Genomic DNA, 16701 nt, shown 5'->3' on the forward strand with positions numbered 1-16701 from the left:
TGGGCGAGCGTGACCGTATCGAGCCCGATGATCTCCGTGGTGGCGCCCGTCCACAACGAGGGCGCCGGCGTGGAACGCTTCGTGGCCCGCCTGGCCGACGTGCTCGCCGGCGCCGGTTTGGCGTACGAGCTGGTGCTGGTCGACGACGGCTCGACCGACGACTCCTGGAACTTCGTGGTCGCTCAGGCGGCGCTCGATCCCCGGGTGCGCGGCCTGCAGCTGTCGCGCAACTTCGGCAAGGAGGCGGCCGTGCTGGCCGGGCTCGAGCACGCGGCCGGCGACGCCGTGGTCGTGATCGACTCCGACCTGCAGCACCCGCCCGAGATCATCCCCGAGATGGTGCGGCGCTGGCGGCAGGGCGCGCACGTGGTCGAGGCGGTCAAGCGCAACCGTACGGGTCAGGGCCTGATCGGCCGAGTCGGCGGACGCGCGTTCAACAAGGCGTTCACCGGCCTGACCAGGGTCGACCTGGTCGACGCGACCGACTTCCGGCTGCTGGCCCGCCCGGCCCTGGAGGCGCTGCTGCGGCTGCCCGAACACTCGTCGTTCTTCCGTGGCACGAGCAGCTGGATCGGCTTCCGCCGGAGCACCGTCGAGATCGACATCGCCGAACGCGTGGGTGGCCGCTCGCGGTGGACCTTCGGTTCGCTGTTCCGGCTCGCGGTCAACGGGCTCACCTCCTTCACGTCGGCCCCGCTGCACCTGGTGACGATGGTCGGGCTGGGCTTCGCCGCGTTCGCCGTGCTGCTCGGGGCGCAGACCCTGATCCGCTGGATCGGCGGCGACTCGGTGGCCGGTTTCCCCACGGTCATCCTGCTGCTGCTCGTGATGGGCACGTTCCTGCTGCTGGGCCTGGGCGTGATCGGCGAATACCTGGCACGCATCCACGAGGAGGTCCGCGGCCGGCCCCGCTACCTCGTGCAGGAACGCGCCGAGCACTCGGTCGTGCCCGAGCAGTGGGCGCGTGCGAAGCGCTGAGCTGTTCCGGTACGCGATCAGTGGCGGTGCCGGCGCGCTGACCCACCTCGGCGTGGGCGCGGGGCTGGCCGCCGGGCTGGGCGTCCGGGCGGTGCTCGCCTCGGCCCTCGGCTTCGGCGCGAGCGTCGGAGTCTCGTACTGGCTGCAAAGGTCCTGGGTCTTCCGCTCGACGACCGGGCACCTGGTCGCGGGCGGGCGGTTCCTGACCGTGACGGCCGTGGCCTTCGCGCTGAACGCCCTGATCCTCTGGCTCGGCACGGAGGCCCTGGCCGCCCCGTTCGTGCCGGTGCAGGCGGTGGCGCTGATCGCGATCCCGGTCGTCAACTACGCGCTCAACTCCCGATGGACCTTCCGCGTCCCTTGATTTCGATCATGTTTACGGGTGTCATGGTCGTGTGGCGGAGCTCACGGTCCACGACACCAACGGCATCCTCCGGCAGCCGTGGGTGCACCCCGACCGCACCAGCCGTGGCCTCGGCTGGTCATCGCTCTACGTCTCCACCCAGAGCGAGCAGCCCTACCAGGCCAGCTTCGGGGGCGCGCCCAGCCACCTGGTGATCCTGCACCGCAACGGGCCGGTCACGGTGCGCCGCGGGCATCTCGGGCTGACCAGCTCGCGGACCGTGCCGCCGGGCGGCCTGTTCGTGCACCCGGCGGGCAAAGAACTGACCGTCGAACTGGGCGGCGCGCTCGACACCGTGCACGCCTACCTGACCGACGACCTGCTCCGCGCGGCCTGCGACGACGGACCGGTCGAACTGGCCGAGGAACTGGGCGCCCTCGACCCCCTGGTCGAGCAGCTGATGCTGACCCTCGACCGGGTGATGCGGGAATGGGAGCCCACCGCACGCACCTATGTGGACCACCTGGGCTACGCATTGGCCGCTCAGTTGGCCCGGCAGCACAGCGTGCGCGGGCGGCCGGTGCCCCCGCCGCCCCGGCGCTCCGGGCTGACCGATCGGCAGCTCGACGCCGTACGGGACATGGTCGAGACCCGGCTCGGTGAACCGTTGCCGCTGCGCGAGATGGCCGCCGTGACCGGCTTGAGCGTCAGCCAGTTCGGCCGCCAGTTCAAGGCGCGCACCGGCCTGTCACCCCACCAGTTCCTGATCCAGCGCCGGGTCGACGCGGCCGGGCGGCTGCTGCGGGGCACCACGATCCCGATCGCCGAGGTGGCCCAGCGCTGCGGCTTCTCCCACCAGGAACACCTGACCCGGGTGCTGCGCGCGCATCTGAGCATCACCCCGGCCGCGATGCGCGTTTCGTGCAGCGCTTAGGTGCAGGATCCTGATCGATCGCGCGCCGACACTGGGCGGGTGGAGTCGTTCGAGCACAACGGGCACGCCTCGCGGGTGGTCTTCGGAGCGGGAACGCTGAGCCGGCTGCCCGACGAGGTGGCGCGGATCGGGGCCGCGCGCGTGCTGCTGCTGGGCGGACGGTCCGAGCGCGCGGCCGGGCTGCTGGGGCCGCTCGCCGTGGCGCGGTTCGAGCAGGTCGCGATGCACACCCCGGTCGAGGTGACCACGCGAGCGCTCGATCTCGTGCGCGAACACGACGTGGACTGCCTGGTGTCGATCGGCGGGGGATCGAGCACGGGCCTGGGCAAGGCGCTCGCCGCGCGCACCGGGTTGCCGCAGATCGCGGTGCCCACGACGTACGCGGGCTCGGAGATGACGCCGGTCGTGGGCGAGACCGCGGACGGCAAGAAGACGACCCGCAGCGACCCCGCCCTGCTGCCCCGGACGGTCGTCTACGACGTCGAGCTGACCCTCGGACTGCCGGTGAGGCTGTCGGTGACGAGCGGGCTGAACGCCATGGCGCACGCGGTCGAGGCGCTGTACTCGCCGCAGGCCGACCCGGCCGTCGACGCCTTCGCGCAGGATGCTCTGGCGCGGTTTGCGCGTTCCCTGCCGGTCATCGTCGAACGGCCGGACGACCTCGACGCGCGGTCGGACGCTCTGGCCGGGGCGTGGCTGGCCGGGATCTGCCTCGGCACCGTGGGGATGGGGCTGCATCACAAGCTCTGCCACGTGCTGGGCGGGTCGTTCGGGCTGCCGCACTCGGAGACGCACGCGGTCGTGCTGCCTCATGTGATGGCCTACAACGCCGCGGCCGCCCCCGAAGCCATGCGCCGGATCGCCGCGGCCCTGGGCGCGACGGATGCCCCGGCGGCCGTGCACGACCTGGCCGCGCGGCTGGGAGCGCCGGGCTCGTTGGAAGCGCTCGGCCTGTCCGCCGCCGATCTGCCGCGCGCGGCAGCGCTGGCCACCGCGCAGCCGTACCCGAATCCGCGTGAGGTCACCGCCGAGGGGGTTTCGTCGGTGCTGCAGAGCGCATGGCGGGGCGAGCGGCCTGGTGCGAGCGGCCGGCGGCCCGACATCACGTGGCTCACCGACGAGGTGGTGGCCAGCTTCGCCGGGGCGGCCTCACCCCGTACGGCGCAATTGCTGTCCGACCTGGTGCGGCGGCTGCACGGCTTCGTGGCCGACAACGACCTCACCGAGCACGAATGGCAGGCGGCGATCGACTTCCTCACCCGTACGGGTCAGCTCTGCTCACCCACGCGGCAGGAATTCGTGCTGCTCAGCGACACGCTGGGGATCTCCAGCGCGGTCGACCTGCTGAGCAATTCGCGCTCGCCGGAAACCACGCCGTCGGCCGTGCTCGGCCCGTTCTACGTCGACGGGCCGCCCTCGGTGCCCGCCGGGACCGACCTCGCCGAAGGGTTGCCGGGCGTGCCGCTGCGGGCCGACGTATGGATCGTCGACCTCGACGGGCAGCCGGTGCCGGACGCGGTCGTGGACGTCTGGCAGTCCAATCAGGACGGTTTCTACGACGTGCAGCTGCCTGACATCGAAGGACCGGTGCTACGGGCCCGGCTGCGCAGCGACACCGACGGGCGGCTGTGGTTCCGCTCGATCCTGCCGTCGGAATATCCGATCCCGGACGACGGCCCGGTCGGGCAGATGCTGCGAGCCACCGGCCGCCACCCCTACCGGGCCCCGCACCTGCACTTCATGATCAGCGCGCCCGGGTTCCGGCGGCTCATCACCCAGCTCTTCGTGGCCGGCGGGCCGTACCTGGACTCCGACGCGGTCTTCGGCGTCAAGGAGGACCTGATCGTCGAATTCCCGGCCGCTGCCGACGGCACCCGCACGGTCGAATTCACCTTCCGCATCGCACCCCTGGAGGATCACCATGACTGACGTCATCGCGTCTCCGGCGGGCGGCCGGCATGGCTGACGTCGAGACCGACGTGCTGATCGTGGGCAGCGGCCCCGCCGGTGGGGCGGCTGCGCTGCTGCTGAGCACGTACGGCGTGCCGAACATCGTCGTCACCAAGTACGGCCGGCTCTCGGACACGCCGCGGGCGCACATCACCAACCAGCGCACGATGGAGGTGCTGCGCGACGCCGGGATCGAGGACCAGGTGATCGCCCAGGCCACCCCGCAACGGCTGATGGGCGACACCGTCTTCTGCTCCAGCCTGGCCGGGGAGGAACTGGGTCGGCTGCACACCTGGTACACCCATCCGGCGCGACAGGCCGACCACGACCTGGCCTCCCCGTCCAGCATCTGCGACATGCCGCAACACCTGATGGAACCGGTGCTCGTCGGCACCGCGGTGGCCCGGGGCACCTCGCTGCGCTACCAGACCGAATACCTGTCGCTCGAGCAGGACGCGGACGGGGTGACGGCGACCGTACGGGACCGGTTGCGGGGCGACGAATACCGGATCCGCGCGAAATACCTGATCGGCGCGGACGGCGGGCGCAGCAAGGTCGCCGCGGACATCGGGCTGCCCATGGTCGGCCAGATGGGCGTCGCGGGCAGCATCAACATCGTCTTCGAGGCCGACCTGACCGCGCTGACGGCGCACCGGCCGAGCACGCTTTATTGGGTGCTGCAGACCGGATCGGACGTCGGCGGCATCGGGATGGGCCTGGTGCGCTGCGTCCGGCCGTGGCACGAATGGCTCATCGTCTGGGGCTACGACATCAACGGCGCACCGCCCGACCTCACCGAGGACTACGCCCGGCGGATCGCGCACCACCTGATCGGCGACGACTCGGTGCCCGTCACCATCAAGTCGTCCTCGGCGTGGACGGTCAACCACCTGTACGCCGAGACGTACCAGAACGGTCGCGTGTTCTGCATGGGCGACGCCGTGCACCGGCACCCGCCGTCCAACGGGCTCGGCTCCAACACGTCGATCCAGGACGCCTACAACCTGGCCTGGAAACTGCGCCTGGTGCTGAACGGGACGGCCGGACCGGCGTTGCTGGACACGTATTCGGCCGAGCGGGCGCCGGTCGGGCGGCAGATCGTCGACCGGGCCAACCGCAGCATCGGCGAGACGACCCGCATCTTCGACGCGCTGGGGCTGCTCACCACCGGCGACCCCGAGCAGCTGCGCCGCAACATGGACGCGCGCAAACTGGCCACCCCCGCGGCCGAGAAACAGCGGCGCGAACTGCGCGAAGCCATCGAGTTCAAGAACTACGAGTTCAACACGCACGGCGTCGAACTCGACCAGCGCTACACCTCGTCGGCCGTGCTCCCCGACGGCCCACCACCTGCGAACCCACGCGACGCCGAGCTCTACCACCACCCGACCACATGGCCCGGCGCCAAGGTGCCGCACGCGTGGGTGGTCCGCGGCAACACCCGTCTGTCCACGCTGGACCTCGGCGGTGGCGGCCGGTTCGTGCTGCTGACCGGGCCGGGTGGCGAGCCGTGGGTGACCGCGGCGGCCGCGCTCGGCGTGACCGCGCACGTGATCGGCCCCGGCGCCGACTACGAGGACGCCTACGGCGACTGGGCCCGGCTGCGCGAAGTCGGCGACTCCGGCTGCGTGCTGTTGCGCCCCGACAACTACGTCGGCTACCGGGCTTCCGAGTTGGCCGCCGACCCCGCAGGCGAGTTGAGTTCTGCCCTGAACCGGATACTGGGGCGGTGACCTGGGCCTTCAGAGCCGGTGCGCCTCCGGGACGGTGGTCGCGCCGCGGGTGTCGAAGAAACGTTTGGCCAGCGCGGCCAGGTCGTCGGCGTCGTAGGCGCGGTGGTTCTGCACCAGGATCACCAGGTCGGCCGTGACCACGGTGCCGCGCAAATCGTCGGCTCGGGGCACGATCCAGTCGGTGACGTACGGGTCGTGGAAGACGACTGTGGCGCCCAGTGACTGCAGGTGGCGGGCCAGCGGGGTGGCCGGTGATTCGCGCTGGTCGGCGATGTCGGGCTTGTAGGTGACGCCCAGCAGCAGGATCGTCGCGCCGTGGACCGCCTGGCCGTCGGCGTTCAGCAGGTTCTGGGCGCGGCGGGCCACGTACGACGGCATCGTCGCGTTGATCTCCTGGGCCAGTTCGACGAAGCGGAACGGGTAGCCGAGCCGGCTGCGGACGTTGTGCGACAGGTAGTTGGGGTCGATCGGGATGCAGTGCCCGCCCACGCCGGGCCCCGGATAGAAGGCTTGGAAGCCGAACGGCTTGGTCGACGCGGCGCGGATCACGTCCCACAGGTCGATCCCGAGTTCGTGGCAGAACCGGGCCATTTCGTTGACCAGGGCGATGTTCACGTGGCGATAGGTGTTCTCCAACAACTTCGCGGTTTCCGCTTCGCGAGTTCCCCTCGTACGCACCACCGTCTCCACGAAACGTCCGTAGAAGCCCGCCGCGCGCAAGGTGCAGTCCGGCGTGTAACCCCCGACCACCTTGGGCGTGTTGCGCGCCCCGAAGTGCGGGTTGCCGGGGTCGATGCGTTCGGGGGAGAACGCCAGGTGGAAGTCGACGCCCGCGGTCAGCCCGGACAGCTTCTCCAGCAGCGGCCGTACGACTTCGTCGGTCGTGCCGGGGTAGGTGGTGGATTCCAGCACCACGAGCATGCCCGGCCGCAGCTGCCGGCCGATCGCCTCGGTGGCCCCGGTGACCGCGCTCAGGTCGGGCCCGTCACCCTCGGCCAGGGGGGTGGGCACACAGATGACGGCCGTCGTGCAAGCACCGATGAGCGCCTCGTCGGTGGTGGCCCGGAAACCGCCGTCCAGCATCTCGGCGATGTCGGCCTGCGTGAGGTCGTCGACGTGCGAGCGCCCCTCGTTGAGCGCGTCCACCACCTGCGCCTGTACGTCGAACCCGAGCACGGTCAAGCCGGCCCGGACGGCCTGCTGGGCCAGCGGCAGCCCGACGTAGCCCAGCCCCAGCACCACCACGTCGGCGCTCATCGCACCGCCTCTCCGACGACCGCGACCCGCTTGACCTGACGGGCGACGCGCGGCACCACCGCGCCCTCCCACCGGGACGGGAAGGGCAGGTAGGCCGGCAGGAACTCGGCCAGCAACGCCGCCTGCTCGGGCGCCGCGCTCACGGAGGAGTCGGTGTCGTTGAGGCAGAACGCGTCGAGGTGGCGCCGGTGCAGCAGGCGGGCCAGGTGGAACGGCGTGGCCGGGTCGGCCAGGTCGGTGTAGAGGTAGCTGATCTGCCCGGGGGCCGCGCGGCCGGTCAGGTAGGCGTAGTACTGCTGCAGCGACGACAACATGGCGATGTCGTCGGGGTGGCGGAACTGGTGCCCGGCGGTCGCCTCGACGTGCTCGGCGAAGCGCTGCTCGATCTCGGCCAGCACGCTGCGCCGCGACGGGTGCGGCGTGTGCTTCATCTTGTGGGTCAGCACCCGGCCGAACGTGTTCTGGATGAGCCGGCGGTTGTTCTTGCCGGCCGAGTCGGCGGGGGCGTCGGCTTGCGTCCGGGGCGCCGAGCCGACCAGCGCTCCGGACGGGAAGAAGCGGGTCAGTCCGCCCGGCGTGAAGAACAGTTCGGGCGCCACCGGCCGGCCCAGGAAGACGTCGTCGTTGAGGTAGAGAAAATGCTCGGCCAGTCCGGGGATGTGGTGCAGACGCGTCTCGATGGCCTGGGAGTTGAAGGTGGGCAGCCGCCCGGTGCCGCCGAAGATCTCGCGGTGGCTGACCACGGTCAGGTCGGCGCGGGTGGTGTCGAGCCAGGGCGGCACCTGGTCGTCGGTGACCAGATAGACGTGCCGGATCCAAGGCGCGTACGCGTGCAGCGAGCGCAGCGAGTAGCGCAGCTCGTCGCGCGAGACGAACCGCGAGTCGTTGGCCGTCTGCCCGCTCGAACCGGCCACCCAGCCGTTCTCGCGCAGCGCCGCGGCCTTGCGCGCGTGCCAGGCCGGGTCGCCGCCGTCGACCCACGTGTAGACGGCGTCGATCGGGAAGGCCACCCGGTCCGGGCTGACCATCGTGAACACCTCACGTGTGCGGTAGCGGCGGGTCGTGCCGGGCGCGCCGAACGGGCCGAACACCGGCTCGGCCACTGCGATCTCGGGCTCGTCGACCGGCACCACGTCGGCCACCGGGTTGCTGCGCGGCCCCACCAGGTTGCCCTGCTCACGCCGCCAGAATTCCACGTCGCAGCCGTACGCGGGACCGAGCGTGAGGCGGCCCGACGGGTCCGTGACGGGCCAGCTCGCCCGTACGACCTGTCCCGGCCGCACGCGGTCGAGCCGGCCCTCGCCGCGGGCGGTCACCGTGGTCAGCGCGGCCATGGCCCGGGCCCGGTCGGCGGCGTCGACGGCCACCCCCGTACGGGTCAGGGACGCCACCGGGATCCGGAACCACTCGACACCGGCGCCGGTCAGCGCGTCCAGCACGCGATCGAGGTTCTCCCGGCGCACGGCGGCCGGGGTGGCGTCGAGGCACCGCCGGGCCGTGACCCGCCCCGCGGCCGTACGGACCCGCAGGGCCGGCGCGTCACCGATCGGCTTGAGCCGGGGCCGGGGGCCGAGCGGCACGATCCGGCGGGCCACCCGGAGCCGGTCGGCCGGCGGCACGAGCGGAAGCAGCCGGCGCTGCAGGTGGTGGAGCAGGCGCCGCCGTACGGGCCAGGGAGCCAGCCGGATGATCCGCACACCGTCGTCCTTCCGCGGGGCCGTTCGGTCACGAGCCCCAACGGGCACCGCCGGGAGAAGTTGCGGCGCGGCGCCGCCGTTACCCCGGAAATCGGTGGTATAGCGGGCATTTCGGACATGGGGTTCAGGGTTACCACCGATGCGGGAGGTTGCCCGAGTGCGTCATGGTGGAGTCCGCAGCTTCGACTCGGGGAGGCCGAGATGGGTAAGGCCGTAGCGTTTCTGGTGGCGTTGATCGCCGGAGTGATCGTGGTCGGCTGGGTGGTCAGCTCGCTGCTCGGGCCGGCCCTGTTCTACCTGATCGTGGGCGCGCTCGCGGTCGGCGGGGGCTACTACCTCTACACCAAGGCCAAGAAGTCGATCGCCCCCGGCACGCGCACGCAGCGCCGGATCGAGGCGGCGACGAAGACGTACCGGATGCGGAACCGGTAAGGCTGATCCCGGGCGGCTAGGCTTGCGCTATCGCCGCTCCTCTTGACCACTGGGAAGTCTCGCCGTGTTTGACACTTTGAGTGACCGCCTCTCCGGGATTTTCACCAAGCTCCGGGGCAAGGGCAAGCTCACCGACGCCGACATCGACGCCACCGCCCGCGAGATCCGTCTCGCGTTGCTGGAGGCCGACGTCGCGCTGCCCGTGGTCAAGGCCTTCATCTTCAACGTCAAGGAGCGTGCCCGGGGGGCCGAGGTCTCCCAGGCGCTCAACCCGGCGCAGCAGATCATCAAGATCGTCCACGAGGAGCTCATCAACATCCTCGGCGGCGAGGGCCGGCGGCTGCAGTTCGCCAAGCAGCCGCCCACGGTGATCATGCTGGCCGGTCTGCAGGGTGCCGGTAAGACGACCCTGGCCGGCAAGCTGTCCCGCTGGCTCAAGGGCCAGGGCCACCAGCCGCTGCTCGTCGCGGCCGACCTGCAGCGCCCCAACGCGGTCAACCAGCTGCAGGTGGTCGGCGGCCGGGCCGGCGTCGACGTCTACGCGCCCGAGCCCGGCAGCGGCATCGGCGACCCGGTCAAGGTCGCGAAGGACTCGATCGAGGTCGCCAAGCGCACGGCCAAAGACATCGTCATCGTCGACACCGCCGGCCGGCTGGGCATCGACGAGGAGATGATGCAGCAGGCCCGCGACATCCGCGACGCCGTCGAGCCCGACGAGGTCCTGTTCGTCATCGACGCCATGGTCGGTCAGGACGCGGTGCAGACGGCCGAGGCCTTCCGCGACGGTGTCGGCGTCACCGGCGTGGTGCTCTCGAAGCTGGACGGTGACGCCCGCGGTGGTGCCGCGCTCTCCGTCCGGCACGTCACGGGCGAGCCGATCCTCTTCGCCTCCACGGGTGAGAAGCTCGAGGACTTCGACCTCTTCCACCCCGACCGGATGGCCAGCCGCATCCTGGGCATGGGTGACGTTCTGACCCTCATCGAGCAGGCCGAGCAGGCCTTCGACGAGGACCAGAAGGAGAAGATGACCGGCAAGCTGCTGGCCGGCGAGACCTTCACCCTCGAAGACTTCCTCGACCAGCTCATCGCCGTGCGGCGGATGGGCCCGATCGCCAACATCCTGGGCATGATGCCGGGCATGGGCCAGATGAAGGACCAGCTGGCCGAGCTCGACGACAGCCACTTCGACAAGGTCACCGCGATCATCCGCTCGATGACGCCGGGCGAGCGCAGCAACCCCAAGATCCTCAACGGCTCCCGCCGCGCCCGCATCGCCAACGGCTCCGGCGTCACGGTGATGGACGTCAACCAGCTGCTCAACCGCTTCGCCGACGCGCAGAAGATGATGAAGCAGATGAGCGGCATGATGGGCCTGCCCGGCGGTGGCCGGCGCAAGGCCACGAAGAGCCCGAAGAACAAGCGCAAGGGCACCAAGGGCGGCAACAACCGGCCCCGTACGGGTGGGGGCGGCCTGCCCGCGGGCTTCCCGGGCGGCATGCCCCAGCTCCCGCCCGGCCTCGACCCCAACGCCCTCGGCGGCGCCGGCGGCGGCGGCTTCAACCTGCCCAATCTCGACTTCAACAAGCTGATGAAGCAGCAGAAGGACGACAAGGACAAGCGCTGACAACCGATCGGTGATCTAGGCTTGAGTACAGTAGTCTCGTGACACCCCCTGAGGAGGTCCCGATGACTGCGGCCCTACAGCTGCCGAGCCCGGTCATCGGCCTGTCGTTGGAGGTCGACCGGCGAAACGAGCCTCGACCGGATGTCGTGGTGCTGCGGAAGGAATACCGCCGCCGCACTCCGGCCCCGGTCGACGGTGCGCTGCTCGTCCTCGAGGTGGTTTCGCCGACCTCTCGCGTCCGTGACATGAACGCGAAGTGGAAGGTCTACGCGGCCAACCGCGTGACCACGTACCTGCTGGTCGACCCGTTGTTCTCCGATGGTGTCGTGTTGACTGAATACCGCCTCGGCGAGAACGGCCAGTACGACACGGTCACCAGTACGAGCAAGGTGTTCACCACGGATGTCCCCTATCCGATCAGCATCGATGTGCCGGCGCTGACCGCGCTCCGCGACGAGGAAGACGACGAAGGCGACCAGGATCCGGGCAATTCCTGACCGGCGGCGACGGCGGCTCGTCCGGACGGGCGACGGGCTGATCGGGTAGGACTGTCGGTATGGCGTTTCATGTGCGTGGGGCGGTTCTGCCGGACGGGGAAGTCAGGGATCTCTGGCTGGTGGGGGACACGGTCACCTACGAGCCCGTACGGGGTGCCGAGACCATCAGCGACGGCGGTTTCATCGTGCCGGGGCTGGTCGACGCGCACTGCCACCTGGGGATCGCGTTCGGGGCCAAGCCCATCACCAGCCTTGACCAGGCGCGGGAGCTGGCGCACACCGATCGGGACGCGGGCGTGCTGGCCCTGCGCGACGCGGGCTCGCCCTACCCGTATCCCGAGCTCGAGGACGAGGACGGCATTCCCCGGCTGGCCCGGGCCGGCCGGCACGTGGCGGCGCCGCGGCGATACCTGCGGGATGTCGGCGTCGAGGTGGACGGTGAGGCCGACGTGCGGGCCGCCGTGACCGAGCAGGCCAAGGCGGGCAACGGCTGGGTCAAGCTGGTCGGCGACTGGATCTCGCGGGACGCCGGTGACCTCGCCCCCTCGTGGGACGCAAACACCATGGCGGCGGCCGTCGACGCGGCGCACGCGGCGGGCGCGCGGGCCGCCGTGCACACGTTCTCCGAGGAGGGCGTCGAGCTGATGGTGCGGGCGGGCGTCGACTCCGTCGAGCACGGCACAGGGCTGTCGCTCGACCTGATCGACGAGATGGCCCGCCGGGGCACGGCGCTGGTGCCCACGATGATCAACATCAGGACGTTCGGCGGGATCGCGGACCGGGCCCGGGGCAAGTTCGACACGTACGCCGATCACATGCTGGCGCTGCAGGAACGGTTCCCGTCGGTGGTGCGGGCCGCGTACGAGGCCGGGGTGCCGATCTATGTGGGCACCGACGCCGGCGGCGGGATCCGGCACGGGCTGGTCGCCGAGGAGATGCTGATCCTGCAGGAGGCCGGGCTGCCCGCCGAGGAGATCCTGGCCGCTGCCTCGTGGCGGGCCCGGGAGTGGCTGGGCTTTGCGGGGCTGGTCGAGGGTGGGCTGGCCGACCTGGTCGTCTACGACACCGACCCGCGCGCGGACCTGCGAGTGGTCCGCGCGCCGAGCCGGATCGTGCTCAAGGGCCGGGTCATTCTCTGAACTCGTAGATTCGCAGGTCCTGCGGGCTGGCGCAGACCAGCCGGTCGGGGGTGAACGCACAGGGCGCGGTGTGCGCGGGCACCGTGCCCAGCGTGGTGATCGTGCCCAAAGCGGTGATCATGATCTTCAGCTCGCCCCCGGTCAGCTCGGGCAGCACCAGCAGGCGCCCGCCGTCGAGCCACTGGACGTCGCCGGAGGTGAAACGGAAATTCTCGCGTCCGTTCCCGTCGATCAGCCGGGTCACGCCGTCGCCGCCCACCAGCATGTCGGTGCCGTTCGCGACGAGCGAGGACCCGTCGAGCGGCCCGGGCACCTGCCAGATCGTCTCGCCCCGCGTCGTGTCGATCATCTTGACCCAGGACACGGTCTCGCTCTCCTGATCGACCAGGCAGACCATCGCCGGACCGCAGACGTCCATGCTGCCGGTCCTGTGCCCCAGCCGGCCGACGAAGGCCTTCTTCGAGGCGCCGGTGGCCAGGTCGGTCACCACCACGCGATACGGCTCGGTGTCGCAGCACCCGGGGCCACCGTCGAAAAGCTTCCCCTCGTACGCGATCAGGGTGTTGCCGCCGACCGGAGGCGAGACCGGTGTCGTCGTCCGCAGCACGTCGCCGCTGACGATGTCGCGCACCTGCACCTTGCCCGAGCGCCGCACGACCACCAGCCGGTTGTCCGTGAGCGAGGTGGCGAGCACGTCCGCCCCGTCCAGGCGCATGCCCAGGATCTGGTCGACCTTGTCAGCGCTCGGGGCGATCGACCACAGCTCGCGGCCGGTCCTCAGCTCGTACGCGTCGACCCGGCCCGTCTCGGGGTCGCGCTGGACGAGCACCTTCCGGTGCAGCACCCACTCGCCCAGGTCGCTGCTGGTGAACTCCCACATCCGGCGGCCGTCGGCCGGGTCGAGCACCCACGTCTTCGTGCCGCCGTAACTGACCAGCACCGCGTCGTCGGTGGCGCTGACCGAGGCGCTGAGATCGGACCCGGCCTCGAAGCCGTCGGCCCGCCAGACGACCTCGCTCGTCCGCACGTCGGCGGCGACCACCGAGATCGTGCTCCCCACCTTCCAGGCGGCGTAGACGTGACCCTTCACGATCGCCGGGTGCACCTCGTCGATCGCCCGGCCGAAGGGGATCGGCTGGCCGACCAGCGGCAGCGGGCCGGCGGCCGTGGTCGTGACGGACGGGGACGGCATGGGTGCGACGGTCTTGTTGTCGGCGCGCCGGTCGGGGCCGGCCACCACCCCGATCCCGGCCAGCACGACGCACACCGCCGCGGCCGCCGCGAGGATGCCGTTGCGGCTGCGCTGCCGGCCGCGCCGGCGGGCCCGGGTGGCGGTGCTGAGCGGGATCGCGTCGGCCTCGCGAGCCACCGAGGCGAAGATTTCGTCGAGATCAGCTGGCATCGTCGGCCCCCTTCGAGGCTGTGGTGGTTCCGTTCGTGGCCAGGGCGGGTGTCGCGCCGAGGGCGGCCGCGAGCTGGGTCCGGCCTCTCGACAGCCACGATTTGACCGTGCCGAGCGAGGCGCCGGTCTCGTGGGCGATCTCGGCCACCGACCGGTCGAGCAGGTAGTGCAGGGCCAGGGCGCGCCGGTGGGTCATCGGCAACGTGCGCATCGCGCGGATCAGCAGCACCGTGTTCTCCGAGGGCGGCGGTGTGTGTGGCGGGGGTGGTTCGGCCGCGGCCCGGGCCCGCCGTACGCCGAGGTGCCGCCACCGGTCGGTCGACAACCGGTTGACCACCAGCCGTAACCAAGCTTCCCGGTCCTCGTAGTCCGCGAGCCGCCGCCAGCGTTGCCAGGCCCGTGCGTACGCCTCCTGCACGAGGTCCTGGGCGTCACCCGGGTCACCGGTCAGCCCGTACGCGTATCGGGCCAGGCGCCGGCTGGTGTCCCGGTAGAAGTCGTCGAAGTCGTCAGTTGCTGTCATCCCCCGCCCCCTTCCACCTAGGACACGACATGCCCTCCCGCAGGGTTGCGCACGGACGCGACTAGGATGTCGCCTCATGGCCCGTGTGCTCACTCCCCGTGCGGAAGACTTCCCCCGCTGGTATCAGGACCTGATCGCCAAGGCGCAGCTGGCCGACAACGGCCCAGTCCGCGGCACGATGGTGATCCGGCCGACCGGCTGGGCCATCTGGGAGCGCATGCAGGCCGACATGGACCTGCGGATCAAGGAAGAGGGCGTGCAGAACGCCTACTTCCCGCTGTTCATCCCCGAGAGCTACCTGCGCCGCGAGGCCGACCACGTCGAGGGCTTCTCACCCGAGCTGGCCGTGGTCACCCACGCCGGCGGCAAACAGCTGGCCGAGCCGCTGGTCGTGCGGCCCACCAGCGAGACCGTGATCGGCGAGTTCATGGCCAAGTGGGTCGACTCGTATCGTGACCTGCCGCTGCTGCTCAACCAGTGGGCCAACGTCGTGCGGTGGGAGCTGCGCCCGCGCACGTTCCTGCGCACCACGGAGTTCCTGTGGCAGGAGGGGCACGACGCGCACGCCAGCGAGGAGCTCGCGCGCGAGCACGCCCGCAACATCCACCGGAACGTCTACCAGGCGTTCATGGAGGAGCTGCTGGCCATCCCGGTCGTGCCGGGCCGCAAGACCAAGGGTGAGCGCTTCGCCGGCGCCACGAACACCATGACCGTCGAGGCCATGATGGGCGACACCAAGGCGCTGCAGATGGGCACCTCGCACGAGCTGGGCCAGAACTTCGCGAAGGCGTTCGACATCACGTATTCGTCGAAGGAGGGCACGGTCGAGCACGCCTGGACCACCTCCTGGGGCACGTCGACCCGCATGGTGGGCGGCCTGATCATGGTGCACGGCGACGACAACGGCCTGCGCCTGCCGCCCCGCCTGGCGCCGATCCAGGTGCAGATCATGGTGGTCAAGGCGGGCGAGGGCGTGGTGGAGGCCGCGAGCAAGCTCCGCGACGAGCTGAAGGGCGCGGGCGTCCGGGTCAAGCTCGACGACCGCGCCGACATCCCGTTCGGGCGCCGCGCCGTCGACGCCGAACTGCAGGGCATCCCGATCCGCATCGAGGTCGGCCCGCGCGACCTGGCCAACGGCAGCGTCACGATCGCGCGCCGGGTCGACGGCTCCAAGACCCCGACCCCCCTGGGCGACGTGCTGGGCGCGGTCACCAGCGCCCTCAAGGCCGACCAGCAGCGCCTGTACGACGAGGCGCTGGCGTTCCGCGCGGCCAACACGGTCGAGGTCAAGACGCTGGACGAGGCGATCGAGGCAGCGCAGACCGGCTGGGCCCGGGTGCCGTGGTCGGCGGTCGGTGAGGACGGCGAGAAGACCGCGAACGGCAAGGCGGTCACGGTGCGCTGCCTGACCCGCCCCGACGGCTCGATGCCCGACTCCGACGAGGAGCCCGGCCTGGTCGCCTACCTGGCCCGCTCGTACTGATGCGGTTCGAGCCCGGCCGGCTCATCCTGCACCGCGACACGCACCGTGGTCGTCTCGGCTTCGTCAACCCCGTACGGGTGGTCGCCGACGACGACCGCGGCCTGCTGGTCTGGCTGGCTCGCAACTCGGCGGTCGCGCTCGAGACGACCACGGACGGCCGCGGCCCGCGCGACATGCCCTCGTTCCTCGAGTGGGAGGCGGCCCCCAAGAAGGCCACCGTTGCCACCTGGCGGGGCCCGGGCGTGCTGCGTTTCTTCCCGGCCGGAGCCGACCACTCGGTCTGGTTCTTCCGCGACGACGACAACTACTTCACCAGGTACTACGTCAACCTCGAGGAACACGCCGTCCGCTGGGACGACGGCGACGTGGCCGGCTTCGACGTCGTCGACCAGGACCTCGACATCGTCGCCGACCCTGCTTTGAACTGGCAGTGGAAGGACGAGGACGAGTTCGAGGAGCGCCTGGCCCACCCCGACCTCTACTGGGTCCCCGACGAGCAGGCGGTCTGGTCCGAGGGCTTCCGCGTGATCAAGCTGATCGAGGCCGGCGACTTCCCCTTCGACGGCACCTGGACCGACTTCCACCCCGACCCGTCCTGGCCCACCCCCACGGAACTGCCGATCGGATGGGACCGCCCGGTAGTCGCCCGTAATTGATCTTGATCTGACCAAAACGTGGCCCGATTGGGATCCGCCCCCGCCCGTCTGGC

At 70.8% G+C, this 16701-nt stretch carries 15 protein-coding genes; 11 read left to right on the forward strand and 4 right to left on the reverse strand.

Annotated elements, in window-relative coordinates; genetic code table 11:
- Positions 1-27: 27 nt before the first annotated feature.
- Genes BKA14_RS37110 through BKA14_RS37130 form a run of 5 tightly spaced genes read left to right on the forward strand, consistent with a single transcriptional unit; the run spans position 28 to position 5938 of the window.
- Entirely contained in the window at positions 28-978 is a 951-nt protein-coding gene (locus BKA14_RS37110) for a glycosyltransferase family 2 protein (protein WP_184955402.1), read from the forward strand.
- Positions 965-1342 carry a GtrA family protein gene (locus BKA14_RS37115; RefSeq protein WP_184955403.1) on the forward strand — a complete coding sequence of 126 codons (378 nt, stop codon included), beginning with the start codon at positions 965-967 and terminating at the stop codon, positions 1340-1342. Before BKA14_RS37110 ends, BKA14_RS37115 begins: the two co-directional genes overlap by 14 nt.
- A gap of 31 nt (positions 1343-1373) precedes the next feature.
- Entirely contained in the window at positions 1374-2255 is an 882-nt protein-coding gene (locus tag BKA14_RS45380) for a helix-turn-helix domain-containing protein (protein WP_184955404.1), read from the forward strand.
- A 39-nt stretch (positions 2256-2294) separates the two neighbouring features.
- Positions 2295-4184 carry a maleylacetate reductase and hydroxyquinol 1,2-dioxygenase domain-containing protein gene (locus tag BKA14_RS37125; RefSeq protein ID WP_184955405.1) on the forward strand — a complete coding sequence of 630 codons (1890 nt, stop codon included), beginning with the start codon at positions 2295-2297 and terminating at the stop codon, positions 4182-4184.
- 29 nt (positions 4185-4213) lie between these two features.
- Complete coding sequence (locus BKA14_RS37130) at positions 4214-5938, forward strand: FAD-dependent oxidoreductase (protein ID WP_184955406.1); 1725 nt, start codon at positions 4214-4216, stop codon at positions 5936-5938.
- A gap of 9 nt (positions 5939-5947) precedes the next feature.
- Here the strand turns inward: BKA14_RS37130 and BKA14_RS37135 are convergent, their stop codons facing one another.
- Complete coding sequence (locus tag BKA14_RS37135; RefSeq protein ID WP_184955407.1) at positions 5948-7195, reverse strand: nucleotide sugar dehydrogenase; 1248 nt, start codon at positions 7193-7195, stop codon at positions 5948-5950.
- Complete coding sequence (locus BKA14_RS37140) at positions 7192-8892, reverse strand: stealth family protein (protein WP_184955408.1); 1701 nt, start codon at positions 8890-8892, stop codon at positions 7192-7194. Before BKA14_RS37140 ends, BKA14_RS37135 begins: the two co-directional genes overlap by 4 nt.
- A gap of 201 nt (positions 8893-9093) precedes the next feature.
- Here BKA14_RS37140 and BKA14_RS37145 point away from each other — a divergent pair, with 201 nt between their 5' ends.
- From BKA14_RS37145 to BKA14_RS37160, 4 genes are all read left to right on the forward strand, one after another.
- Positions 9094-9324, forward strand: a complete 231-nt coding sequence (locus tag BKA14_RS37145) for a hypothetical protein (protein ID WP_184955409.1) — start codon at positions 9094-9096, stop codon at positions 9322-9324.
- 64 nt (positions 9325-9388) lie between these two features.
- Positions 9389-10948 (forward strand): signal recognition particle protein, encoded by a 1560-nt coding sequence (gene ffh, locus BKA14_RS37150; protein WP_184955410.1) that lies wholly within the window; start codon positions 9389-9391, stop codon positions 10946-10948.
- Positions 10949-11010: 62 nt separating this feature from the next.
- On the forward strand, positions 11011-11445 hold the full coding sequence (locus tag BKA14_RS37155; RefSeq protein ID WP_184955411.1) for a Uma2 family endonuclease: 435 nt from the start codon (positions 11011-11013) through the stop codon (positions 11443-11445).
- A gap of 59 nt (positions 11446-11504) precedes the next feature.
- Positions 11505-12584, forward strand: coding sequence for an amidohydrolase family protein (locus BKA14_RS37160; protein ID WP_184955412.1), 1080 nt, complete (start codon positions 11505-11507; stop codon positions 12582-12584).
- On the opposite strand, the gene BKA14_RS37165 is transcribed toward BKA14_RS37160, so the two are convergent.
- Together BKA14_RS37165 and BKA14_RS37170 are read right to left on the reverse strand one after the other, a co-directional pair.
- The gene (locus BKA14_RS37165) at positions 12574-13986 is read right to left on the reverse strand and encodes an outer membrane protein assembly factor BamB family protein (protein WP_184955413.1); all 1413 of its coding nucleotides are present in this window, start codon (positions 13984-13986) and stop codon (positions 12574-12576) included. The genes BKA14_RS37160 and BKA14_RS37165 overlap by 11 nt on opposite strands.
- Entirely contained in the window at positions 13976-14509 is a 534-nt protein-coding gene (locus BKA14_RS37170) for a SigE family RNA polymerase sigma factor (RefSeq protein ID WP_184955414.1), read from the reverse strand. Before BKA14_RS37170 ends, BKA14_RS37165 begins: the two co-directional genes overlap by 11 nt.
- Positions 14510-14585: 76 nt before the next feature.
- Here BKA14_RS37170 and proS point away from each other — a divergent pair, with 76 nt between their 5' ends.
- Together proS and BKA14_RS37180 are read left to right on the forward strand one after the other, a co-directional pair.
- The gene (proS, locus tag BKA14_RS37175; protein ID WP_184955415.1) at positions 14586-15992 is read left to right on the forward strand and encodes a proline--tRNA ligase; all 1407 of its coding nucleotides are present in this window, start codon (positions 14586-14588) and stop codon (positions 15990-15992) included.
- The gene (locus BKA14_RS37180) at positions 15992-16648 is read left to right on the forward strand and encodes a ribonuclease FAU-1 family protein (protein ID WP_184955416.1); all 657 of its coding nucleotides are present in this window, start codon (positions 15992-15994) and stop codon (positions 16646-16648) included. Before proS ends, BKA14_RS37180 begins: the two co-directional genes overlap by 1 nt.
- The last annotated feature ends 53 nt before the right edge of the window (positions 16649-16701 follow it).

It is taken from the genome of Paractinoplanes abujensis, assembly GCF_014204895.1.
Taxonomy (GTDB): domain Bacteria; phylum Actinomycetota; class Actinomycetes; order Mycobacteriales; family Micromonosporaceae; genus Actinoplanes; species Actinoplanes abujensis.

Bases quoted from the DNA above. Each gene is read 5' to 3' on its own strand.
- proS (WP_184955415.1), top strand. From the start codon at position 14,586: ATGGCCCGTGTGCTCACTCCCCGTGCGGAAGACTTCCCCCGCTGGTAT.
- BKA14_RS37170 (WP_184955414.1), bottom strand. From the start codon at position 14,509: ATGACAGCAACTGACGACTTCGACGACTTCTACCGGGACACCAGCCGG.
- BKA14_RS37145 (WP_184955409.1), top strand. From the start codon at position 9,094: ATGGGTAAGGCCGTAGCGTTTCTGGTGGCGTTGATCGCCGGAGTGATC.
- BKA14_RS37165 (WP_184955413.1), bottom strand. From the start codon at position 13,986: ATGCCAGCTGATCTCGACGAAATCTTCGCCTCGGTGGCTCGCGAGGCC.
- BKA14_RS37160 (WP_184955412.1), top strand. From the start codon at position 11,505: ATGGCGTTTCATGTGCGTGGGGCGGTTCTGCCGGACGGGGAAGTCAGG.
- BKA14_RS37155 (WP_184955411.1), top strand. From the start codon at position 11,011: ATGACTGCGGCCCTACAGCTGCCGAGCCCGGTCATCGGCCTGTCGTTG.
- BKA14_RS37130 (WP_184955406.1), top strand. From the start codon at position 4,214: ATGGCTGACGTCGAGACCGACGTGCTGATCGTGGGCAGCGGCCCCGCC.
- BKA14_RS37110 (WP_184955402.1), top strand. From the start codon at position 28: ATGATCTCCGTGGTGGCGCCCGTCCACAACGAGGGCGCCGGCGTGGAA.
- BKA14_RS37135 (WP_184955407.1), bottom strand. From the start codon at position 7,195: ATGAGCGCCGACGTGGTGGTGCTGGGGCTGGGCTACGTCGGGCTGCCG.
- BKA14_RS37180 (WP_184955416.1), top strand. From the start codon at position 15,992: ATGCGGTTCGAGCCCGGCCGGCTCATCCTGCACCGCGACACGCACCGT.